Source organism: Stutzerimonas sp. KH-1 (genome assembly GCF_054483855.1).
This window is the reverse complement of record NZ_CM137011.1, coordinates 2,421,699-2,441,886: the sequence shown is the minus strand read 5'-3', so window position 1 is coordinate 2,441,886 and position 20,188 is coordinate 2,421,699. Positions and strand designations below refer to the sequence as shown.

The 20,188-nt window shown below is 64.5% G+C and carries 23 protein-coding genes; 10 read left to right on the top strand and 13 right to left on the bottom strand.

Annotated elements, in window-relative coordinates; all coding sequences use genetic code 11:
* Window positions 1-7 precede the first annotated feature (7 nt).
* The 3 genes from ACX1DW_RS11800 to ACX1DW_RS11790 form a co-directional block, all read right to left on the bottom strand.
* The gene (locus ACX1DW_RS11800) at window positions 8-916 is read right to left on the bottom strand and encodes an acyltransferase (protein WP_458991620.1); all 909 of its coding nucleotides are present in this window, start codon (window positions 914-916) and stop codon (window positions 8-10) included.
* 131 nt (window positions 917-1,047) lie between these two features.
* On the bottom strand, window positions 1,048-3,144 hold the full coding sequence (gene pta / locus ACX1DW_RS11795) for a phosphate acetyltransferase (protein WP_458991619.1): 2,097 nt from the start codon (window positions 3,142-3,144) through the stop codon (window positions 1,048-1,050).
* A gap of 163 nt (window positions 3,145-3,307) precedes the next feature.
* Window positions 3,308-4,495, bottom strand: a complete 1,188-nt coding sequence (locus ACX1DW_RS11790) for an acetate kinase (protein ID WP_458991618.1) — start codon at window positions 4,493-4,495, stop codon at window positions 3,308-3,310.
* A 239-nt stretch (window positions 4,496-4,734) separates the two neighbouring features.
* On the opposite strand from ACX1DW_RS11790, the gene ACX1DW_RS11785 reads away from it, so the two are divergent.
* The 4 genes from ACX1DW_RS11785 to ACX1DW_RS11770 all read left to right on the top strand — a co-directional run bounded on the left by ACX1DW_RS11785 (window position 4,735) and on the right by ACX1DW_RS11770 (window position 7,730).
* Complete coding sequence (locus ACX1DW_RS11785) at window positions 4,735-5,220, top strand: FKBP-type peptidyl-prolyl cis-trans isomerase (RefSeq protein WP_063544587.1); 486 nt, start codon at window positions 4,735-4,737, stop codon at window positions 5,218-5,220.
* A 114-nt stretch (window positions 5,221-5,334) separates the two neighbouring features.
* On the top strand, window positions 5,335-5,817 hold the full coding sequence (locus ACX1DW_RS11780) for a glutathione peroxidase (RefSeq protein WP_063544589.1): 483 nt from the start codon (window positions 5,335-5,337) through the stop codon (window positions 5,815-5,817).
* Between the two features lie 143 nt (window positions 5,818-5,960).
* Window positions 5,961-6,605 (top strand): TetR/AcrR family transcriptional regulator, encoded by a 645-nt coding sequence (locus ACX1DW_RS11775; protein WP_270052576.1) that lies wholly within the window; start codon window positions 5,961-5,963, stop codon window positions 6,603-6,605.
* A gap of 15 nt (window positions 6,606-6,620) precedes the next feature.
* The gene (locus tag ACX1DW_RS11770) at window positions 6,621-7,730 is read left to right on the top strand and encodes an NADH:flavin oxidoreductase (protein ID WP_458991617.1); all 1,110 of its coding nucleotides are present in this window, start codon (window positions 6,621-6,623) and stop codon (window positions 7,728-7,730) included.
* Between the two features lie 174 nt (window positions 7,731-7,904).
* On the opposite strand, the gene cysZ is transcribed toward ACX1DW_RS11770, so the two are convergent.
* The 6 genes from cysZ to ACX1DW_RS11740 form a co-directional block, all read right to left on the bottom strand.
* Window positions 7,905-8,660, bottom strand: coding sequence for a sulfate transporter CysZ (gene cysZ, locus ACX1DW_RS11765; RefSeq protein WP_063544595.1), 756 nt, complete (start codon window positions 8,658-8,660; stop codon window positions 7,905-7,907).
* Window positions 8,661-8,873: 213 nt separating this feature from the next.
* Window positions 8,874-9,212: a HopJ type III effector protein gene (locus ACX1DW_RS11760; protein WP_458991616.1), complete on the bottom strand. Its 339-nt coding sequence runs from the start codon at window positions 9,210-9,212 to the stop codon at window positions 8,874-8,876.
* Entirely contained in the window at window positions 9,209-9,502 is a 294-nt protein-coding gene (locus tag ACX1DW_RS11755) for a DUF1244 domain-containing protein (protein WP_063544771.1), read from the bottom strand. Before ACX1DW_RS11755 ends, ACX1DW_RS11760 begins: the two co-directional genes overlap by 4 nt.
* Before the next feature lie 76 nt (window positions 9,503-9,578).
* Window positions 9,579-9,953 carry a dihydroneopterin triphosphate 2'-epimerase gene (gene folX, locus ACX1DW_RS11750; RefSeq protein ID WP_003285881.1) on the bottom strand — a complete coding sequence of 125 codons (375 nt, stop codon included), beginning with the start codon at window positions 9,951-9,953 and terminating at the stop codon, window positions 9,579-9,581.
* A 17-nt stretch (window positions 9,954-9,970) separates the two neighbouring features.
* The gene (folM, locus tag ACX1DW_RS11745; RefSeq protein ID WP_458991615.1) at window positions 9,971-10,675 is read right to left on the bottom strand and encodes a dihydromonapterin reductase; all 705 of its coding nucleotides are present in this window, start codon (window positions 10,673-10,675) and stop codon (window positions 9,971-9,973) included.
* A 67-nt stretch (window positions 10,676-10,742) separates the two neighbouring features.
* Window positions 10,743-11,369 (bottom strand): hypothetical protein, encoded by a 627-nt coding sequence (locus tag ACX1DW_RS11740; RefSeq protein ID WP_063544601.1) that lies wholly within the window; start codon window positions 11,367-11,369, stop codon window positions 10,743-10,745.
* Window positions 11,370-11,574: 205 nt separating this feature from the next.
* On the opposite strand from ACX1DW_RS11740, the gene ACX1DW_RS11735 reads away from it, so the two are divergent.
* Window positions 11,575-12,027, top strand: coding sequence for a flavodoxin (locus ACX1DW_RS11735; RefSeq protein WP_102840636.1), 453 nt, complete (start codon window positions 11,575-11,577; stop codon window positions 12,025-12,027).
* A 105-nt stretch (window positions 12,028-12,132) separates the two neighbouring features.
* Window positions 12,133-12,909 carry a class II aldolase/adducin family protein gene (locus ACX1DW_RS11730; RefSeq protein WP_110777915.1) on the top strand — a complete coding sequence of 259 codons (777 nt, stop codon included), beginning with the start codon at window positions 12,133-12,135 and terminating at the stop codon, window positions 12,907-12,909.
* A gap of 12 nt (window positions 12,910-12,921) precedes the next feature.
* Here the strand turns inward: ACX1DW_RS11730 and ACX1DW_RS11725 are convergent, their stop codons facing one another.
* The 3 genes from ACX1DW_RS11725 to olsB are packed head-to-tail and all read right to left on the bottom strand — an operon-like array spanning window position 12,922 to window position 15,049.
* Window positions 12,922-13,491, bottom strand: coding sequence for an acyl carrier protein phosphodiesterase (locus ACX1DW_RS11725; protein WP_200600067.1), 570 nt, complete (start codon window positions 13,489-13,491; stop codon window positions 12,922-12,924).
* 39 nt (window positions 13,492-13,530) lie between these two features.
* A complete protein-coding gene (locus tag ACX1DW_RS11720) occupies window positions 13,531-14,304 on the bottom strand; it encodes a lysophospholipid acyltransferase family protein (RefSeq protein ID WP_200600065.1) in 774 nt (257 codons plus the stop codon).
* Between the two features lies 1 nt (window position 14,305).
* Window positions 14,306-15,049, bottom strand: coding sequence for an L-ornithine N(alpha)-acyltransferase (gene olsB, locus ACX1DW_RS11715; RefSeq protein ID WP_048328673.1), 744 nt, complete (start codon window positions 15,047-15,049; stop codon window positions 14,306-14,308).
* A 166-nt stretch (window positions 15,050-15,215) separates the two neighbouring features.
* On the opposite strand from olsB, the gene ACX1DW_RS11710 reads away from it, so the two are divergent.
* The 4 genes from ACX1DW_RS11710 (at window position 15,216) to ACX1DW_RS11695 (ending at window position 18,467) form a co-directional block, all read left to right on the top strand.
* The gene (locus ACX1DW_RS11710) at window positions 15,216-16,109 is read left to right on the top strand and encodes an acyl-CoA dehydrogenase middle domain-containing protein (RefSeq protein WP_200600063.1); all 894 of its coding nucleotides are present in this window, start codon (window positions 15,216-15,218) and stop codon (window positions 16,107-16,109) included.
* Window positions 16,110-16,369: 260 nt separating this feature from the next.
* Window positions 16,370-17,527, top strand: coding sequence for a phospholipase D-like domain-containing protein (locus ACX1DW_RS11705; RefSeq protein WP_041755405.1), 1,158 nt, complete (start codon window positions 16,370-16,372; stop codon window positions 17,525-17,527).
* 53 nt (window positions 17,528-17,580) lie between these two features.
* Complete coding sequence (locus ACX1DW_RS11700; RefSeq protein WP_014596005.1) at window positions 17,581-18,162, top strand: DJ-1/PfpI family protein; 582 nt, start codon at window positions 17,581-17,583, stop codon at window positions 18,160-18,162.
* 83 nt (window positions 18,163-18,245) lie between these two features.
* Window positions 18,246-18,467: a VF530 family protein gene (locus tag ACX1DW_RS11695; protein ID WP_048328676.1), complete on the top strand. Its 222-nt coding sequence runs from the start codon at window positions 18,246-18,248 to the stop codon at window positions 18,465-18,467.
* A 71-nt stretch (window positions 18,468-18,538) separates the two neighbouring features.
* Here ACX1DW_RS11695 and ACX1DW_RS11690 read toward each other — a convergent pair whose 3' ends face one another.
* Window positions 18,539-20,062, bottom strand: coding sequence for a fumarate hydratase (locus ACX1DW_RS11690; protein ID WP_133456106.1), 1,524 nt, complete (start codon window positions 20,060-20,062; stop codon window positions 18,539-18,541).
* Between the last annotated feature and the right edge of the window lie 126 nt (window positions 20,063-20,188).

The window sequence follows — 20,188 nt, the reverse complement described above, 5'->3', positions numbered from 1 at the left end:
AGCTGCCTCAGCGGCGCGGCGCAAACTGCTCGTGCAGTTGCGCCAGCTCGGCGTCCTTTTCGCTCCATAGTTCGTTGACCCACTGCTGGAAGCTCAGTCGATAGGCCTCGTCCTGATCATAGTTTCTGCGCAGGAACTCGCCAGGGATCGGCTGCGCCTTGAGCCGCAGGACCACCTCGGGAATGTTGCCGGCGAGCAGATCCCAGAAGCTCGGTCGACCGTGCGGGTAGTGGATGGTGACGTTGATCAGAGCCGTCAGTTGCTCGCCCATGGCGTCGATGACGAAGGCGATGCCGCCGGCCCGGGGCTTGAGCAGGTGGCGGTAAGGGGACGCCTGCTCGCCGTGTTTGTCATCGGTAAAGCGCGTGCCTTCGAGAAAGTTGAACACCGACACCGGGTTGGTCCGGTAGCGCTCGCAGGCCCGCCGCGTGGTGGCCAGGTCCTCGCCGCGCTTTTCCGGGTGCTTGGCCAGGTATTCCTTGCTGAAGCGCTTCATGAACGGAAACTCCAGCGCCCACCAGCACAGGCCGATCACTGGCACCCAGATCAGCTCCTGCTTGAGGAAGAACTTGAGGAACGGCATGCGCCGGTTGAGCTGGTACTGCAGCACCAGGATGTCCGCCCAGCTCTGGTGATTGCTGGTCACCAGGTAGGAGTGATGCATATCGACCTGATCCAGCCCCTGCACGTCCCAGCGGATTGGACGGACCAGGTCCATCCAGAAGCTGTTCATCGCGATCCAGGACTCGGCGATCCAGTGCATGCCGAAGCGCAGTGTGCGTTGTACCGCTGGAATGGGAAGCGCCAACTTGAGCAGTGACAGGGCGAACAGCGGCCAGCACCAGAACAGGGTATTGAGCGCCAGCAACAGCGCGGCGAGGGCGCCTCGCAGTGGCGCGGGGAGGAAATTCAGCATGGAATTCTCATCGATACGGCTGATTCGAGGCGCCAAGAGTAGCGATTATGCGCTGAACTGCAACTATCGAGAGCGAAAAGCGATTGCTGCCGCCGGCCCCAGGGCGCGGCGACAGCGATCGTCGAGGCCGATCAGGCCTTCTGGTTGGCGGCCTGCAGTGCGGTCAGGGCGATGGTGAAGACGATGTCGTCCACCAGGGCGCCGCGCGACAGGTCATTCACCGGCTTGGCCAGGCCCTGCAGCATCGGGCCGACGCTGAGGCAGTTGGCGTTGCGCTGAACGGCCTTGTAGGTGGTGTTGCCGGTGTTCAGGTCGGGGAAGATGAACACCGTGGCCTGGCCGGCCACCTTGCTGTTCGGTGCCTTCTGCCGGCCGACGCTGAGCACGGAGGCGGCGTCGTACTGCAGCGGGCCGTCGATCGGCAGCTCCGGTGCGCGCTCCTGGGCGATGCGGGTGGCTTCGGCGACCTTCTCGACTTCCGCACCGCTGCCGGAGCTGCCGGTGGAGTAGCTGATCATCGCCACACGCGGGTTGACGCCCAGCGCCACGGCGGATTCGGCGCTCTGCAGGGCGATCTCGGCCAGCTCGGTAGCGCTCGGGTTCGGATTCACCGCGCAGTCGCCGTAGACCAGTACCTGGTCCGGCAGCAGCATGAAGAACACCGAGGACACCAGGCTGTAGCCCGGTGCGGTCTTGATCAGCTGCAGGGCCGGGCGGATGGTGTTGGCGGTGGTATGCACGGCACCGGAAACCAGGCCGTCCACTTCGTCCAGCGCCAGCATCATGGTGCCGAGAACCACGGTGTCCTTCAGCTGCTCGCGGGCATCGTCGGGCGTCAGGCCCTTGGCCTTGCGCATCTCGCACATCGGCTCGACGTAGCGGTTGGCGATGCTGTCCGGATCGAGGATTTCCAGGCTGGCCGGCAAGGTGATGCCCTGCTCGCGGGCGACCTGCTGGACTTCCTCCGGCTTGGCCAGCAGCACGCAGCGGGCAATGCCGCGCTCCTGGCAGATGGCGGCGGCGCGGATGGTGCGCGGCTCGTTGCCTTCCGGCAGAACGATGCGCTTGTTGGCATCCTGCGCGCGCTTGACCAGCTGATAGCGGAACGCCGCCGGCGACATGCGCAGCTCACCACGCGGCACGCTGCAGCGGGTGTGGAGAAATTCCGGGTGCAGGTGCTTGGCGATGAAGTCGGTCACGCGGGTGGCGCGTTCGATGTCGTCCGCCGGGGTTTCCTTGTTCAGGCCGAACAGGTTGTTCGCCGTGTCGTAGGAGTTGGTCTCGACGGTCATCACCGGCAGGCCGCCGTCCAGCGCGGCCTTGCACAGCTCGAGGATGCGCGGGTCCGGCGCGAAGTCGCTGCACAGCAGCAGTCCGGCGAGCTTCTCGCCATTGAGCGAGGCCAGGCTGGCGGCGAGGATGATGTCGTCGCGGTCGCCCGGGGTCACCACCAGCACGCCGGAGCGCAGCAGTTGCACGGTGTTGGGCACGGCGCGGGCGCAGAGCACGATCTTGTTCACGCGGCGCTGGTCGGCCTCGCCGGCGTTGAGCACCTGGGCGCCGAGCAGTTCGGCGATGTCACGGGTGCGCAGGGCGTTGAGTTCCTCGGAGAACGGGATGGCGCCGAGCAGCTGGAACTCGGCGCTGCCCAGCAGCGGCAGGTGCTGCTTGAGGCTGTCGACGAAAGCCGGCAGGCCTTCCTCGGTCTTGACCTTGTTGAGGATCACGCCGAGCACCTTGGGATCCTTGGCGCCGCCGTACAGCTGGGCCTGGATCTCGATGCGCTCGGCCAGACGCTTGAGGCTGTCGCTGCCCTGGGCCGCGATGAGGATGACCTCGGCGTCCAGGCTCTTGGCCAGCTGGGTGTTGATGCGCTGGGTGTAGTTGGACTCGCGGGTCGGCACCATGCCTTCGACGATGACCACGTCCTTGCCCACAGCGACTTGCTGGAAGCGGCTGACCACGTCCTCGAGCAACAGGTCGATCTCGCCATCGGCGAGCTGGCGCTCCACCTGTTCCAGCGGCAGCGGTTCGGGAGAGGTCAGGTTCAGCGTGCGCTCGACGAGGATGCAGGAGCGCTCGCGGCCCTGGTCGACCGGGAAGGGTTGGGCGATCGGCTTGAAGAAACCGACCTTCAGCCCGGCGCTTTCCAGCGCGCGGATCAGGCCGAGGCTGATGGAGTTGAGGCCGCCGCCGAAACCGGTAGGGGCAAGGAAGAGTGTGTGCATGGCATCTCCTAGTAGACAGGGTGCTCGGGTAACGGGTGCCGGGCGGCGGCTAGGCTAGGCGACTCGCCCGGGGGCGGAAACTGCCGGATTGCCGCGGCGCTCAAGAGCGGAAACCCGACGGCATGGCCTGTCGGGTTTCGCTATCGCTGCTCGCCTGCTGCGCTCAGGCGTCCAGCAGGGCCAGCGTATCGAGGGCGATCTGGCGCTCCTCGTTGGTCGGCACGACCATGACGCGCGGGCTGCCCTGAGCCTGGATTTCGCCGGCGACACCGCGAGTGCAGCGGGCGTTGGCTTCGGCATCGAGCTTGAAGCCGAACAGCTTGAGGTGCTCCAGGGTGCGCTCGCGTACGGCCGAGGAGTTCTCGCCGATGCCGCCGGTGAAGACCAGACCGTCCAGCTGCGGCAGGGCGCAGGACATGGCGGCCAGCGACTTGGCCAGGCGATAGCAGAACACCTCGAAGGCCAGCACGGCGCCCGGATGGCCGGCCTGGCGCGCTTCGGCCAGGGTGCGCATGTCGTTGGACAGGCCGGACAGTCCCTTCAGGCCGCTCTCCTTGTTGAGCATGTTGTCGATCTTGGCCAGATCCCAGCCCAGAGTCTTGTTCAGGAAGTTGTGCAGGCTCGGATCGACGTCGCCGCTGCGGGTGCCCATCACCAGGCCTTCGAGCGGGGTCAGGCCCATGCTGGTGTCGCGGCTTTCGCCATTGACCACGGCGCAGGTCGAGCAGCCGTTGCCCAGGTGAGCGACCAGCCAGCTGCTGTTCTCGACCGGCAGGCCGGCGAGCTCCGCGGCGCGCTTGCTGACGTAGCGATGGCTGGTGCCGTGGAAGCCGTAGCGGCGTACGCCGTGCTCCTTGTAGAGCACATCCGGCACGGCATAACGGTAGGCGTGCTCGGGCATGGTCTGGTGGAAGGCGGTGTCGAACACGCCGACCTGTGGCAGTTCGGGGAAAAGATTGATGGCGGCGTGGATACCGCTCAGGTTGGCCGGGTTGTGCAGCGGTGCCAGCTGGATGTTGGCTTCGATGCCGGCGAGGGTTTCATCGGTGAGCAGCGACGAGGCGAAGAACTTCTCGCCGCCGTGCACGACACGGTGGCCGATGCCGTCCAGGTGGCCACCGGCGGCGTCTTCCACGCGCGGCAGGATCTGGGCCAGAGCAGCCTGATGATCGGCATTGGGCACCTTGACGCTTTCCTTGCCAGCGGCGCTCTCGAAGTGGATGACGGCCTCCGGGCTGCCGATGCATTCGGCCAGGCCTTGTAGTGGGAAGGTCGCTTGCGCTTCGTTGACCAGGGCGAACTTGATCGACGAGCTGCCACAGTTAATCACCAGGATGTTACGAGCCGACATCGGTGCTCCTTGGATCTCTAATGTTATTGAAATGGGTGCCAAAGATACTTTTCACGGATTCTTGCACATCGGCCATGAAAGCGATGCCATCCAAAGGTTGTAGTCCCACGTTCGATGGGACTACATCGTGACCGCTTGCGACGAGTGGCGATTGGTCCGTTCATCCAAGGCCGGTTCGCAATCGGCGTGGTGGATGGTTAAACTTCGACATCCATTCTCTAAAGCAAAGGTTCTGCCCCATGCTGATTGCCGCTAACAAGGCTGTCTCCATCGACTACACACTCACCAACGACGCCGGTGAGGTGATCGACAGCTCGGCCGGCGGCGCGCCGCTGGTCTACCTGCACGGCGCAGGCAACATCATCCCCGGCCTGGAAAAGGCGCTTGAGGGCAAGCAGGGCGGTGACCAGATTCAGGTCGCCATCGAGCCGCAGGACGCTTACGGCGAGTACAGCCCGGAGCTGGTCGCTACGCTGAATCGCGCCATGTTCGAAGGCGTCGACGAACTCGAAGTCGGTATGCAGTTCCACGCCTCGGGTCCCGATGGCGGCATGCAGATCGTCACCATTCGCGACGTCGAAGGCGACGACGTGATCGTCGACGGCAACCACCCACTGGCCGGCCAGCGCCTGAACTTCGACGTCAAGGTCGTCAGCGTGCGTGACGCCAGCGAGGAAGAAGTGGCCCACGGTCACATCCATGGCGAGGGTGGTCACCACCACTGATCCGGCTGCCCTAACGGCGACCGCACGCACGGCGGCAGGAATGGCTGCCGTGCCGATCGAAAAAGAGAGCGCTCCGGTCGTGTGCCGGGGCGTTTTTTTGTCAGGAGAAATGTCATGAGCGCATTCCATCAATTGGTGTTGCCAGGCCTGGGTGGCGAGGAATTGCCGCTGGCGCAATTCGGCGATCGGATCACGTTGGTGGTCAATGTCGCCTCGCAGTGTGGCCTGACGCCGCAATACGCCGGCCTCGAGCGGTTGCAGCAGCAGTACGCCGCGCGCGGCTTCAGTGTGCTGGGCGTGCCGTGCAATCAGTTCGCTGCGCAGGAGCCAGGTAGCGACGATGAGATCCGCTCGTTCTGCACGCTGAACTACGGCGTCAGCTTCCCCCTGAGCGGCAAGCTCGAAGTCAACGGACCGCAGCGTCATCCGCTGTATCGGCTGCTGGCAGGTGAGGGCGCCGATTTTCCCGGGGACATCAGCTGGAACTTCGAGAAGTTCCTCGTCGGCAAGGATGGCCGAGTACTGGCGCGCTTCTCGCCGCGCACCACGCCGGACGATCCTGCCCTGATCCAGGCAATCGAAAGCGCCCTGAGCTGATCCCGCCAGATCGCGCGGCCGCGATTGCGGTCGCGCATCTTTCTTCCCGCTCTGCGTGTTATGCCATCGCTGCCATGGTTGCGGCTGAATAAGCGCCATGGATGATGCTGTGCCGGCGAGACGACCGGTCATATTCTCGGCGCATGAGCAATCCAGCACGCAACGACAAGCGCGACCTTATCCTCTCCAAGGGCGCCCAGGTGATGACCCGCCGCGGCTACCACGGTACCGGGGTCCAGGAAATCGTCCAGGCCGCGGGGATTCCCAAGGGCTCGTTCTACCATTACTTCGCCAGCAAGGAAGACTTCGCCCTGCAGGCGCTGGAGTACATCTATGCTCCGCGGCTGGAGCGCTATCGGCTGGCGCTGAGCAACGCCGTATTGCCGCCCGCGCAGCGCATCCTCGATTACTACGCCGACCTCGTTGCGCATTTCGCCCGCCAGGAAAAGCCCGAATATCACTGCTTCATCGGTAGCCTGAGCTTCGAGATGGCCGAACTCTGTCCGCCTATCGCCACCCGGCTCAGCGAGATCCTGACGCGCTCCGTCGAGCTGCTCGCGCACTGCCTGGAGCAGGCGCGCAGCACGGGCGCGCTTGCGCCGGACAGCAATAGCCAGGTCGTTGCCGAGTTCATCAGCAACGCCTGGGAAGGCGCGCTGCTACGCATGAAAGTGAGCAACAGCGTCGCACCGCTGCAGGTTTTCCTCCAGCAGCTCGAGCGCCTGCTGGCGCCGGTCGCACCTCATTCACCGGGCGCGAGCGCCCGGTTGCCTTGCCCAGATGAATAAAAAGGAGTCGTATCGATGACCGCTAGCGTACAAGCCCTGTTTGAGCCCTTCGAATTGGGCGCCCTTCGTTTGCCGACCCGTGTGGTCATGGCGCCGATGACCCGTTCGTTCTCACCCAACGGCGTGCCCACTGCCGACGTGGTGGAGTACTACCGCCGGCGTGCCGCCTCCGGGGTCGGGCTGATCATCACCGAAGGCACCACAGTCGGTCATGCCGCGGCGAACGGCTATCCCCATGTGCCGCGCTTCTACGGTGAGGATGCTCTGGCTGGCTGGAAGGCTGTGGTCGAAGCGGTGCATGCCGCTGGCGGCAAGATCGTCCCGCAGCTCTGGCACGTAGGCAACGTGCGCCGCAAGGGCACCGAGCCGGAGCCGGAAGTGCCGGGTTATGGGCCGATGGAAAAGCAGAAGGACGGGCAGGTCGTCGTGCATGGCATGACCAAGCAGGACATTCAGGATGTGATCGAGGCCTTCGCCAAGGCTGCCCGCGATGCGCAGGCGATCGGCATGGACGGCGTCGAGATTCACGGCGCTCACGGCTATCTGATCGACCAGTTCTTCTGGGAAGGCAGCAACCAGCGTTCCGATGAGTACGGCGGCAGCCTGGCCAACCGCTCGCGCTTCGCCATCGAGCTGGTGCAGGCCGTACGTGCAGCGGTCGGCCCCGATTTCCCGATCATCTTCCGCTTCTCGCAGTGGAAGCAGCAGGACTACACGGCACGCCTGGTGCAGTCGCCCGACGAACTCGGCGAGTTCCTGGCACCTTTGTCGGCGGCCGGCGTGGACATCTTCCATTGCTCGACGCGGCGTTTCTGGGAGCCGGAGTTCGAAGGCTCCGAGCTCAACTTGGCCGGCTGGACCCGCCAGCTGACCGGCAAGCCGACCATCACCGTGGGTAGCGTCGGCCTGGATGGCGAATTCCTGCAGTTCATGGTCAAGACCGACAAGGTGGCGCAGCCGGCCAACATCGAGGGATTGCTGGAGCGGCTGAACAAGGCCGAGTTCGATCTGGTCGCTGTAGGACGTGCCCTGATCTGCGATCCGGAATGGGCGGTAAAGGTGCGTGAAGGGCGGATGGGGGAGATTCTGCCGTTCAGTCGGGAAGCGTTGAAGACGCTGGCGTGAGTGAGGGCGGCAGCCAGGGTGATCTGGCTGCCGATCCCCCTTACCCGGCAGCATCCGGTCTAGCCAGGCCTTCGTGCTGAGCTGTCAGCATGGTGACGTGGTGCGGACGGAGAGACTCGAACTCTCACACCTTGCGGCGCTGGAACCGTTACCGCCGAGCGCGACGCCTGACGTCTATGCGGGTCGGTCCAACTGTCTATTCGGCCCGCCTTCCCGCACCCAGAACAGCGTCGCCCCCGCCACCGCCGCGGGCATGATCAGCAGGTTCAGCACCGGCACCAGCAAGGCCGCATAGGTCACCGCGCCAAAACTCAGGCTCTGCCAGCGGCGCTGGCGCAGCCAGGTCATCATGTCCGCCCAGCTCAGCTTGTTGTTGTCCGCCGGATAGTCGATGTACTGCACCGCCATCATCCACACACCGAACAGCAGCCATAACGGTGCGGCTGCGAGGTTCAGCACCGGGATGAACGAGAGCACCAGCAGGGCCAGCGCACGCGGTGCGAAGTAGGCCAGTTTGCGCAGTTCACGGCCGATGGTGCGCGGTAGCATGGCGAGCAGCTCGGTCCAGCTGAACGGCGGGGCGGCATCTTCCCCGCGTACCACCACCTCGACCTTTTCAGCGAGAAAGCCGTTGAACGGCGCGGCGATGATGTTGGCCAGCATGGTGAAGGTGAAGAACACCATCAGCACCACCAGTGCAACGAACAGCGGCCAGAGCAGATATTCGAGAAACGCCAACCAGCTCGGCAGACTCGGCATGAAGGTGTCGACCCAGCCGCTGAACTGGCCCACGGCCAGCCAGATCAGGCCGAAGAACAGCAGCACGTTGACCGTCAGCGGCAGGATCACGAACAGCCGCAGCCCCGGGCTGAGCACCAGCCGCAGGCCTTCGCGCAGGTACTGCGGGCCGGAAAGAGCGGATACGGGCATGGCATCTCCTGTGAGGCGTTGTCGCGACGGGAAGGCGGGATAGCCCATGACTATGGGCGAGATGCGAAAACTGAATTATCCGCAGCGCTGCGTAATGGGTAAGGTGGCGCCCATCGCTTTTCGGGTCATCCGCTCCTTAAGCCTTCCCCAAGTGCTTGGATGACCCTTTTTATTTCAGTCGAGTCGGGCGAACCGGCTCGCAACGCACGGCGTCTACTTGCGCTTGAGCGGCACGCTGTCGAAGCGCGCGCCTGGCAACCCGGTTTCCATCAGAGCGCGAATGTTGCGGTGGTCGCTGCCGTTCGGGTTGGCCAGCACCGCCTGGTAGTGTTCGCCGAATGCGAGCAAGGCCTCTTCGGTGCTGAAACCTTCCAGTACCGCCAGACCAAGTGTCTTGCAGGAACCTTCGTTCTCGCCAGCAGCGTTCTCGATGGCTCCGTTGACGAAACGAGTGGGCTGGTAGTCGTAGGCGGCCTCGATAAAGGCGAGCGTTTCACTGAACGCGTGGTTGCGATTGCGCAGGCTGGCGCGGAAGTCCTTGAGGTCGTTCATGGTTTCTGTGCCTTGTCGAAAGCGGCCTGCTGCTCGGCGCTCGCTTCCTTCTGATAACGTTTTTTCCATTCACTGTAAGGCATGCCGTATACCTCTTCGCGGGCCTGGTCGATGCTCACTTCGACTTCCAGGTCGTCCGCGGCGGCCTTGTACCACTTCGACAGGCAGTTGCGGCAGAAACCAGCCAGGTTCATCAGTTCGATGTTCTGGACGTCGGGGCGGGTGCGCAGGTGCTGGACCAGGCGGCGGAAAGCGGCAGCTTCCAGTTCGGTGCGTTCTTGCTCGTTCATCTCTCGGGTCTCGGCGTTGGCTGAGGTCGGCCGGATCATAACCTCGCGTCGTTGAGCGAACCAGCCTTGCGCAGGGTCAATCCCGATGGGCTGCCAGGGTGATCGATACCGACTCGGCGAAGCGCAGCGCGTGGGGTTTGTCGACCTCGACTTCGGCGTAACGGACCTGCGGATAACGCATCACCAGATCGAGGATCTCCTGAGTCAGCCGCTCCAACAGGGCGAATCGGTTGTCCTCGACGTGCTGGATGATCGCCTTGGTGATGGTGCGGTAGTTCAGTGCCTGCTCGATATCGTTCTCGCGTACCGCTTCGGCGGCAGGGTAGAGCATGGTCAGGTTGATCAGCACGTCCTGGCGATTGAGGATTTCTTCTTCCTTGATGCCGATGTAGGTGCGCAGCCGCAGGTCCTTGACGCGGATGCGCGCCATCGCGGGTTCCAGTCTGGGCATGTCGTCTCCTTGTCGTGTCAGATCAGATGGCGACCGCCATTGACGGTCAGTGTGGTGCCGGTGACGTAGGGGTTGTCGAGCAGATAGCGCAGGCTCTGGTAGATCACCTCGGCGCCGGGCTCGATGCCCAGTGCGGACTTGGCCAGCGCCTTGCGGCGATAGTCCTCGTCGTCGTCCGGATTGAACTGGATCAGCGCCGGTGCAATGCCGTTGACCTTGATCTGCGGCGCCAGGCTGGCGGCGAAGGATAGCGTCAGGTTGTCCAGGCCGGCCTTGCTCGCAGCGTAGGCGATGTGCTTCTTGCTGCCCTTGCGGGTGACGTCATCACCGATGTGCACGATATCCGCTGGGCCGCCATGGCGCAGCAGCTCGGCGCAGTGCAGGTTGATCAGGTAAGGCGCGAGCATATGCACCTGGAACAGCTGGCGAAACGCCTCGGCTTCCTGCCCAGGGGTATCCGCGCGCCACTCGGAGGCGTTGTGGATGATGGCCCGCAGGCTGGAGATCTGTTGCCGGATGGCTGCGATGAAGTCTTGGATGCCGGCTTCGGTGCTGAAGTCCGCCTGCAGCGCCAGCGCACCGCGGGCACGCAGACGAGTGATGCTGTCGCGCTCGCGACGATAGGTGACGATGATCGGGAAGCCGTCATCCAGCAGCCGCTCGGCGCAATGCAGGCCGATTCGCTGGCTGGCTCCGGTGATTAGAATCGGTGCCTGATGCATGAGAGTCCACTGCCGGATCATGAATGGGCCGCTGGTCTTTGCCAGCGGCCGCTACAGGCGTGGCAGCTTACACCAGATCGGTCGGCGGCTCAGGCTGCAGGCGGGGGTGTAGCCGCTGGTGCTGACGATAGAGGAACGAGCGGATGCGCTCAGCGTCCCGTTCCTGTGGGAATTCCACCTCGTAGGCGGCCAGTCCTCCGGTCAGCTCGCGTACGCGATGGGCATCGATCTCCAACGGTGCGTCGTCCGGCAGGGCCAGGCGCAGGTGAAAATGCTTGGGTGGCCTACGATGTTTGCCGGACTCCACCAGCAGGCCGTGGGGAGAAAGCTCATGTACGCTGAGCGAGCTTTTGCCACCGTCGTTCTCCAGCAAAGGTAGCGGTTCGTCCAGGTGCAGACGCCAGGCGCGCGTCGTCGGGCCGCGTTCGTAGATCACCGGAGGCGCCAGCTGCAGATTGAGGCTGTGAAGTTCGTCCTCCTCGAGCTGCACGGGAAACGACATGCAGAAATCTTCGAACTCGGCTTGCAACGACAGGTTGGCGCGGGCCGCCAGTTGCATGAGCAGCTCGTTGGAGTGCGTACCACCGTCGATCCGGAAGCCTGTCGGGCGTTCGCCACTGGCCTCGCCATTGCGTTGCATCAACTTGCGGATGAAGGTCAGTTCGTCTTTGCTGAGAATCGTCTGTTCCGCCATGCGGATAACCTCGGAGGGCAATGCCTCTCCCGTCCAGCGTCGCTGCATGCGGGTGCAGCAGCTGGCTGCATTGTGGCAATCGGCGCTATGACTGGCGTTTTTCATTTTAGTTCAACTTCAGCGATGGGCATGCCGCTCGTGCCAGCGCCGCTCGCGCATGGCGAATGCGGCATAATGCGCGGCTCGATTCGTCTCGGAGCTGCACATGAAAGTCGCCATCCTTTCCGCGAGCGTCTACGGCACTGCCGAAGATGTCGCTCGCCACGCCGAACACCAGCTCAAGGCCGCTGGCTTCGAAACCTGGCACGACCCTCGTGCCCAGCTGCAGCAGATCATCGACTTCGCGCCCGATGCCTTGCTGGTCGTAACCTCGACCACTGGCATGGGTGAACTGCCGGACAGCTTCATTCCGTTGTATTCAGCCATTCGGGATCAGTTTCCTGCCTGGAGCGGCCTGCCCGGTGGTGTCATTGCGCTGGGTGATGCCAGCTACGGCGATACCTTTTGTGGCGGTGGCGAATTGATTCGCGAGCTGTACGCCGAGCTGGGCGTGCGGGAGGTGGTGGAGATGCTGCGTCTCGATGCCAGCGAGACGGTCACCCCGGAAAGCGATGCCGAGCCCTGGCTGGAGGCGTTCGCCGCTGCCCTGCGTGGCTGACCTGGCTCGCCGGGTCAGCGGCCTGGCTGCAAAGGCAACTGCCGCGCTGTCGGCGGCTGGCTAGAATCGATGGCACCTTCATGACAATAACAAGAGGTGCCATCGATGACTGCGCTGCACAGCCTGCCTTCGCTTCAGTCCCAGGTCAGCCCCGCCGAATGGCAGGCGCGGGTCGATCTCGCCGCCTGCTACCGCCTGGTGGCGCTGCACGGCTGGGATGACCTGATCTTTACCCATATCTCGGCGAAGATTCCCGACACCGAGCACTTCCTGATCAACCCGTACGGGTTGATGTTCCACGAAATCACCGCTTCGAGCCTGGTCAAGGTCGACCTGGCCGGCAACAAGGTGATGGACAGTCCGTACGAGATCAATCCCGCCGGCTACACCATCCACAGTGCGGTGCATGAGGTACGCCACGACGTCGCCTGCGTGATGCATACCCATACCTCCGCCGGGGTCGCGGTGTCGGCACAGCGCCAGGGCCTGCTGCCCATCAGCCAGCAATCGCTGTTCGTACTGGCCAGCCTGTCGACGCATGGCTACGAGGGCGTTGCGCTGAACCACGACGAAAAGGCGCGGCTGCAGGCCGATCTGGGCGAGACCGGCTTCATGCTGTTGCACAACCACGGCCTGATGACCTGCGGTGGCAGCATCGCCGACACCTTTCTGATGATGTTCATCTTCCAGCGCGCCTGCGAAATTCAGGTCATGGCGCAATCTGGTGGCAGCGAACTGATCGCCATTCCGGAGCAGATCCTGGCCGGCGCCAAGGCCATGGCAGCCGGGGTGACCCGTTCCCGCTCGGGCATGGGCGGTGCGCTGGCCTGGCCGGCCCTGTTGCGCAAGCTGGATATGCAAAGCCCCGGCTACGGTGCCTGAGGCAGCAGTGGCTCAGGCCGTTCGGGCGAAATGCTGAAGGGCTGGATAGAAGTCACGGAAGTCCTGGAGCAGCGGCTCGTATAGCTGCTCCAGCTCGATCAGCCCGCCGGCGAGGCCATCCGGTCGACTCAGGCGCCGGCTCATGTTCGCCAGCACCCGTTCCAGTACACCGAATTCGCGATAACTGCCCAGCCAGTCGTGCGCCGCCATGTGCGGCGCGATCACCGCGAGCTTGCCTGGCAGTTCGGGTTCGGCGGCCAGCACGCCGTAGACGCGCTGGGTAAAGCGTTCCAGCGGTTCTGTGGAGTAGTCCGCCCAGTTGGCCGCCAGGCAATGATCGAAAAACAGATCGACCAGGATGCCGGCGTAGCGGCGCCGTTCGCTGGGAAAGCGGCTTTTGGCCTGCAGCACCAGCGGATGACTGTCGGTGAAGGCGTCGATCTGGCGATGCAGGCGGATGCCGGCTTCGATCTCGGCCGGCCAGCGACCCTGTAGCGGCCCCTTGACGAAGTCGCCGTAGAGGCTGCCGAGCAGGTCGCCCGGCCGCGGGCCACCGAGGTGAAGGTGTGCAAGATAGTTCATGGGCGAAGCTTAGCGCAGCCACCTGTTTTTCCGTACGCCTCAGGCGGCCTTGCTGATCTGCGCGCGGGGCTCGACTAGCAGCGCGTTGGCGATCGCTTGCTGCGCGTTCATCGCAACGGCCTTGCGATCGAGCGCCATCACATCGATCGGCGGCAACAGCTGGATTTCCACGTCGCAGATATCGCTCGTCAGCAAGCGGCGCAGATGGGCGGGCAATTCGTCGTCGCCGACGAAGGGGGCGACGGTGTCGGGCTTGCCGTTGCGCCAATAGCGAATGGCGACCGGCTGGACGGCACAGCCGGCCTCGAGCGCGCAGGCGAACAGCCTGGGGTGGAAGGTTCGCACGTCGGTTCCATCGGTCGAGGTGCCTTCGGGGAAAATCAGTAGATGGCGCCCTTGTACCAGCTGCGTGGCCAGTTGCCGATTGACCAGCGCCGCGTCGCCGCCGCCGCGGCGGATGAACAGCGTGCCGGCGGCCTGAGCGAGCCAGCCGAGGGCCGGCCAGGCACGGACCTCGGCTTTGGCCAGAAAGGATAGCGGTGCGAGCATGCCCAGCAGCGGGATATCGCACCAGGAGACATGATTGGCGACCCACAGCATCGGCTGAGTTGGTAGCTCGCCCGTGACGCGTAGGCGAAAGGGCAGGGCGGCCGCCAGCCGGGTGAGGAACCACTGGGTCAGCCGCTGCTTGCGCAGGGCCGAGACGGGTATCGCGCAGCGTTCGGCAATACCCAGTGCACCGGCCACGATCAGACCGCTCAGCACCACCCCGGCGACCCGCAGCAGGCGCCAGTACCGGCGCAGCCGCGCCATCCTACACCGCTGCCTTGAAATGGCGCGCATAGCGCGGGCAGAGCTCCTCGCGCTTGAGCAGGATGAACACGTCGGCCACCTGGAACTCCTGATCCCAGCAGGGCTCGCCGCAGATCTTCGCGCCCAGGCGCATGTAAGCCTTGAGCAGCGGCGGCAGCTGGGCGGTAACGTTGTCCGGCAGCTCTTGCGCGGGCAGGGGTGTACGCGGCTCGGCATGCAGCAGCTCGGTGCTGAGGTGGCTGTCGCGCAGTCGCTGCATGATGGCGTGGGCCTGGATGCCGCCGTCGCGCATAGGGATGCTGGCGCAGCCCATCAGGTAGCGGTAACCGCCCCGATTGAGCTCCTCGGCCAGCTCGCTCCAGAGCACGGCGATGGTCGCGCCGTTGCGATAGGCCGGCGCCACGCAGGTGCGGCCGATCTCCAGTACCGGCTCGTCCAGCTGGGCCAGGCCATGCAGGGCGAACTCGCCTTCGCTGTAGAAGCGGCCCAGCTGGCGAGCGGTAAGGTGATCCAGCAGGCGGGTGGTGGCGACCAGTTCGCCGCTGGCCAGGTCACGCACGCCGATATGCCGGCAGTGGCTATCGAAATCGTCCATGTCCAGGCCCAGTTCGGCGCCCTGCAGCCGAGCTTCGAACTCGCTGCTGAATACGCGGTAGCGCAGGGCCTGGGCTTCGCGCAGGGCCTCTGCGCCTTGCAGGCGTTCGGCTTGAAGCTGGCGTGTGCTGCGGTCGACGATGGCATTCATTGCTCTGTCTCCTTGTCCGCCGTGGCAGTGGCGGGTTGGCGATGCATCGCGAGCGTCTGGTTGTTATCGTTGGGCTCGCCTGGTCTGGCTGGATCAGGCTAGGGACCAGGCATGTCGCCGCTGTGACGAACGGATGATGGTTGGATGACGGCGTGAAACCTTGGAGATGAGCATGTCTTGGGCAGGATTGATCGGGCCGCTGCAGCCCGTCGCGGCAAGCGCCGGGCTACGTGGCTGGTATGAAGCGCTGTGCGGCGCGGCTGGCGACGCAGATTCGCTGGGGCTGGCGGTACTCGGCGGGCGCCTGGCGGCGACGCCGGGGCTGGCCTTTCTTGCTGGCTATCAGGCAGCGCTGCGGGCGCTGTGGCCCGAGGCGCCGGCAGGGCTGGGAGCGCTGTGCGCCACGGAGCGACGCACATTGCGGCCGGCGGACATGTCCACGCGCTGGGACGGCGTGCAGCTGAGCGGCAGCAAGGACTTCGTCACGGCCGGCGATGCGGTGCAGTGGTTGCTGGTGTCGGCCCGCGAGGAGCGCGTCGACGAGGCACCGTGCCTCGGTCTGTTCTTGGTCGAACCAGTCGCTGCGGGCGTGGTGCTGAAGCCAGGGCCGAGCCTGCCGATCGTTCCCGACATCCCGCACGCCCGCCTGCAGCTCGACGGTGCGCCGGCGACGCGGCTGGCCGGTGATGGCTGGAGCGACTACGTCAAACCCTTCCGCACCCATGAGGATTTGCACGTGCTGGCAGCGCTGAGTGCCTGGCTTTATGGCGTAGCGCTGCGCGAGCAGTGGCCGCTCGGCCTGCAGCTTCGCCTGTTAGCGATTCTCGGCGGCGCAGCGGAAGTGGTCCGCTTGCCGGCTAAAGAGCCCGCCACGCATCTGTTGCTGGCTGCACAGCTCGAGCAGTTCGCTGCGCTGCAACCCGATTTGGATTCGGTCATGGCGCATGCGGGAGGGCATTGGGCCGCGCTGTGGCAACGCGATCGAGCTGTCCTGACGCTTGCACGCGGTGCCCAGGCACGACGCCTGGAACAAGCCTGTAGCGCGCTCGGGCTGGGGTAGGTCCAGTTCGGGAACTCTGCCCGCTCGGTGCGAGCCTATAGGAGTCACCGCATTGCGCCGGCGTCGGTCATGCCGGCCATTGCCTTGCCGAGACGGGCGGGTAAGCTACCGCGCTGCGTCCGTCTTGCGCGGATCGATGTAGCACTTCCGTTTTGCTTCGGGATGCCCGCCGGAAAAAGGGATTTCATGTCGTATCGTTGTTGGTCTGCCAAGTCGTTTCGCTGGACTGCTGGCGCGTTCAGCCCGGGTGTTCCCAGGTGATGCTGGCTGGTGCGGTATTCCCCTGGCGCAGCGACAACCGCTTCCGTCTGCTGGTCGACGGGCCGCAGTTCTTTCCCGCCATGATCGAAGCGATCGAGCGCGCCGAGCGGCGCATAGATCTCGAGCTCTATCTGGTGGAGGACGGCTATTGTCTGGAGCGCATGCTCGAGCCGCTGCTGCGCGCGGCGGAGCGGGGCGTACGTGTGCGCTGCCTGTTCGACGGCTTCGGTTGCCTGAAGATGAGCCAGGCCAATCGCGATAGGATGACCGCGGCCGGAGTCGAGCTGCGGCTGTACAACCCGCTGTCGCTGCGCCTGAAGCTGCGCAATCTGCACCGCGATCATCGCAAGCTGTTGCTGGTGGACGGCTGCGTCGGCTTCGTCGGCGGCACCGGCATCACCGATGATTTCTGGAACCCGCGCAAGCCTGCGGTGCACTGGCACGAGGTGATGGTCGAGATGTTCGGCCCGCTGTTGCAGGACTGGCAGGCGCTGTTCGACAGCCAATGGGTGCACTGCCTGAAGCGACGGATCTGGCAATTGCCGCTGCCGAGCCGGGCACCGCGCATCCCGCATGTGCCTGAAGGGCTGGGCCTGGGCCGCGTCGCCTATGCCGCGGCGCGTCAACACCGCGATATCCTGCTCAGCCTGCTGCGCAACCTGCGCCGCGCGCAGAATCGTATCTGGCTGGCGACGCCCTATTTCCTGCCCACCGGTAAGGTACGCCGTGCGCTGATCCGCGCGGCACGCCGTGGCGTCGACGTGCGTCTGCTGCTCACCAGTCGCAACACCGACCACCCGCCGGTTCGCTATGCCGGCCAGCGCTTCTACCCGCGTCTGCTGCGTGCCGGCGTGCGGATCTACGAATATCAGCCACACTTCTCGCACCTGAAAATGGTGCTGGTCGATGACTGGGTCAGCGTCGGCTCGTGCAACTTCGACTACTGGAATCTGCGCTGGAATCTGGAGGCCAATCTCGAAGCCATCGATGCCGCCTTCAGTGCGCAGGTCCAGCAGAGTTTCGAGCGTGACTTCCAGCACAGCAGGGAGATCGACCTGGCCGGCTGGTACGCCAGGCCGCTGCACGTGCGGCTCTATCAGCGCATGTGGGGCGCAATGGACCGCCTGCTGGTGAACATTTTCAACCGCAATGGCTGAGGCCGTTGCGTACCGGAGCGATGCTCCAAACCCGCGCGAAAGAGGACGATGCAATGGCAGCAAAGAACATTTTGATGCTGGTGGGTGATTACGCCGAGGATTACGAAACCATGGTGCCGTTCCAGGCACTGCAGATGGTCGGCCATCGCGTGCATGCGGTGTGCCCGGACAAGAAGGCCGGGGATACCGTACGCACCGCGATCCATGATTTCGAGGGCGACCAGACCTACAGTGAGAAGCCGGGCCACAACTTTGCGCTGAACTTCGATTTCACCGCGGTGCGTGCCGAGGACTACGACGCCCTGGTGATCCCCGGCGGCCGTGCGCCGGAGTATCTGCGCCTGAACGAGCAGGTGCTGGCGCTGGTGCGGGCCTTCGACGAAGCCGGCAAGCCGATCGCCGCCGTCTGTCATGGCGCACAGCTGCTGGCCGCTGCCGGTGTGTTGAAGGGCCGCGCGTGCAGCGCCTACCCAGCCTGCGCACCGGAGGTGAAGCTGGCCGGCGGCGACTACGTCGATATCCCGGTGGACCAGGCGCACACCGAAGGCAATCTGGTCAGCGCCCCGGCCTGGCCGGCGCATCCGGCCTGGCTGGCCGGCTTTCTCAAGCTGCTCGGCACCGAGATAAAGCTGTAGGATGCCCTGCGTGCCGTCCCGCATTTGCCGGCGGCACGCATGACCACCCCGCGGCTCGTGCCGCTTCAGCAAGAGCGCCATCCGTGTCTGCAACTCCCAACGATCCCCTTCATGGCGTCACCCTGGAAGCCATACTCACCGAGCTGCACGCCCACTACGGCTGGGACGGCTTGGCCCAGCGCGTCGACATCCGCTGCTTCAAGAGCGAGCCGAGCATCAAGTCGAGCCTGAAATTCCTGCGCAAGACGCCCTGGGCGCGGCAGAAGGTGGAAGCGCTGTTCGTCCAGTTGCGCCGCCGGGGTTGATCGATCCGGTCTGACGCTGACAACGAAAAAGCCCGGCACTGAGGCCGGGCTTTTGTTTTTCGCTGAGGCGATTACTGCACTTCGACCGCCAGGCTGTCGGCGATCTTCTTCTGCCAGATCGCCGGACCGGTGATGTGCACGGACTCGCCGTTGGTGTCGACCGCAACGGTGACCGGCATGTCCTTCACTTCGAACTCGTAGATCGCTTCCATGCCCAGTTCGGCGAACGCCAGCACCTTGGACTTCTTGATCGCCTGCGCCACCAGATAGGCGGCGCCGCCAACGGCCATCAGGTAGACGGCCTTGTTGTCCTTGATCGCCTCGATGGCGATCGGGCCGCGCTCGGACTTGCCGATCATGCCCAAGAGGCCAGTGCTCTCGAGAATCTGACGGGTGAACTTGTCCATGCGCGTCGCGGTAGTCGGGCCAGCCGGGCCAACCACTTCGTCACCGACCGGATCGACCGGGCCGACGTAGTAGATGAAGCGGCCCTTGAGGTCTACCGGCAGCTCTTCGCCCTTGTTCAGCATGTCGACCATGCGCTTGTGCGCGGCGTCGCGACCGGTGAGCATCTTGCCGTTGAGCAGGATAGTCTCGCCCGGCTTCCAGCTCTGCACCTCTTCCGGGGTGATGGTGTCGAGGTTGACGCGGCGTGCGCTCGGGCCGGCTTCCCAGACGATTTCCGGGTAGGCGTCCAGCGACGGCGCTTCCAGGCTGGCCGGGCCGGAGCCGTCGAGTACGAAGTGCGCATGACGGGTGGCGGCGCAGTTGGGGATCATGCATACCGGCAAGGATGCGGCATGGGTCGGGTAATCCATGATCTTGACGTCGAGCACGGTGGTCAGGCCGCCCAGGCCCTGGGCGCCGATGCCCAGCTGGTTGACCTTCTCGAACAGCTCCAGACGCAGCTCTTCGATGCGGTTCTGCGGGCCACGGGCTTTCAGCTCATGGATGTCGATGGATTCCATCAGCACTTCCTTGGCCATCACCGCGGCCTTCTCCGCGGTGCCGCCGATGCCGATGCCGAGCATGCCCGGCGGGCACCAGCCGGCGCCCATGGTCGGAACGGTCTTCAGCACCCAGTCGACGATGGAGTCGGACGGGTTGAGCATGGCCATCTTCGACTTGTTCTCCGAGCCACCGCCCTTGGCGGCCACATCCACCTCGACTTTGTCACCCGGGACGATGGAGTAATGGATGACGGCCGGGGTATTGTCCTTGGTGTTCTTGCGGGAACCTGCCGGGTCGGCCAGGATCGAAGCACGCAGGACGTTTTCCGGCAGGTTGTAGGCGCGGCGTACGCCCTCGTTGATCATGTCGTCGACGCTCATGGTGGCGCCGTCCCAGCGCACGTCCATGCCGACGCGGATGAAGACGGTGACGATGCCGGTGTCCTGGCAAATCGGACGATGGCCGGTGGCGCACATGCGCGAGTTGATCAGGATCTGCGCCATGGCGTCGCGCGCGGCCGGGGATTCTTCACGCAGGTAGGCTTCGTGCATTGCCTGAATGAAATCCACGGGATGGTAGTAAGAAATGAACTGCAAAGCGTCGGCGACGCTTTGAATCAGGTCGTCTTGCTTGATCACGGTCATGCAGCGCGTCCTCATGGCGGGGCGGTAAGAGGCGCGTCGGGAGTGGCAGTCGACGCGCCGCGAAAAAATGCGCGGCAGTATAACGCGTCGGGCTGCGCGGTACACGGACGGACCAGGAGCGATGGG

Coding starts and splice junctions, on each gene's coding strand:
- ACX1DW_RS11800 (WP_458991620.1), bottom strand. CDS start 916: ATGCTGAATTTCCTCCCCGCGCCACTGCGAGGCGCCCTCGCCGCGCTG.
- pta (WP_458991619.1), bottom strand. CDS start 3,144: ATGCACACACTCTTCCTTGCCCCTACCGGTTTCGGCGGCGGCCTCAAC.
- ACX1DW_RS11790 (WP_458991618.1), bottom strand. CDS start 4,495: ATGTCGGCTCGTAACATCCTGGTGATTAACTGTGGCAGCTCGTCGATC.
- ACX1DW_RS11785 (WP_063544587.1), top strand. CDS start 4,735: ATGCTGATTGCCGCTAACAAGGCTGTCTCCATCGACTACACACTCACC.
- ACX1DW_RS11780 (WP_063544589.1), top strand. CDS start 5,335: ATGAGCGCATTCCATCAATTGGTGTTGCCAGGCCTGGGTGGCGAGGAA.
- ACX1DW_RS11775 (WP_270052576.1), top strand. CDS start 5,961: ATGAGCAATCCAGCACGCAACGACAAGCGCGACCTTATCCTCTCCAAG.
- ACX1DW_RS11770 (WP_458991617.1), top strand. CDS start 6,621: ATGACCGCTAGCGTACAAGCCCTGTTTGAGCCCTTCGAATTGGGCGCC.
- cysZ (WP_063544595.1), bottom strand. CDS start 8,660: ATGCCCGTATCCGCTCTTTCCGGCCCGCAGTACCTGCGCGAAGGCCTG.
- ACX1DW_RS11760 (WP_458991616.1), bottom strand. CDS start 9,212: ATGAACGACCTCAAGGACTTCCGCGCCAGCCTGCGCAATCGCAACCAC.
- ACX1DW_RS11755 (WP_063544771.1), bottom strand. CDS start 9,502: ATGAACGAGCAAGAACGCACCGAACTGGAAGCTGCCGCTTTCCGCCGC.
- folX (WP_003285881.1), bottom strand. CDS start 9,953: ATGCCCAGACTGGAACCCGCGATGGCGCGCATCCGCGTCAAGGACCTG.
- folM (WP_458991615.1), bottom strand. CDS start 10,675: ATGCATCAGGCACCGATTCTAATCACCGGAGCCAGCCAGCGAATCGGC.
- ACX1DW_RS11740 (WP_063544601.1), bottom strand. CDS start 11,369: ATGGCGGAACAGACGATTCTCAGCAAAGACGAACTGACCTTCATCCGC.
- ACX1DW_RS11735 (WP_102840636.1), top strand. CDS start 11,575: ATGAAAGTCGCCATCCTTTCCGCGAGCGTCTACGGCACTGCCGAAGAT.
- ACX1DW_RS11730 (WP_110777915.1), top strand. CDS start 12,133: ATGACTGCGCTGCACAGCCTGCCTTCGCTTCAGTCCCAGGTCAGCCCC.
- ACX1DW_RS11725 (WP_200600067.1), bottom strand. CDS start 13,491: ATGAACTATCTTGCACACCTTCACCTCGGTGGCCCGCGGCCGGGCGAC.
- ACX1DW_RS11720 (WP_200600065.1), bottom strand. CDS start 14,304: ATGGCGCGGCTGCGCCGGTACTGGCGCCTGCTGCGGGTCGCCGGGGTG.
- olsB (WP_048328673.1), bottom strand. CDS start 15,049: ATGAATGCCATCGTCGACCGCAGCACACGCCAGCTTCAAGCCGAACGC.
- ACX1DW_RS11710 (WP_200600063.1), top strand. CDS start 15,216: ATGAGCATGTCTTGGGCAGGATTGATCGGGCCGCTGCAGCCCGTCGCG.
- ACX1DW_RS11705 (WP_041755405.1), top strand. CDS start 16,370: ATGCTGGCTGGTGCGGTATTCCCCTGGCGCAGCGACAACCGCTTCCGT.
- ACX1DW_RS11700 (WP_014596005.1), top strand. CDS start 17,581: ATGGCAGCAAAGAACATTTTGATGCTGGTGGGTGATTACGCCGAGGAT.
- ACX1DW_RS11690 (WP_133456106.1), bottom strand. CDS start 20,062: ATGACCGTGATCAAGCAAGACGACCTGATTCAAAGCGTCGCCGACGCT.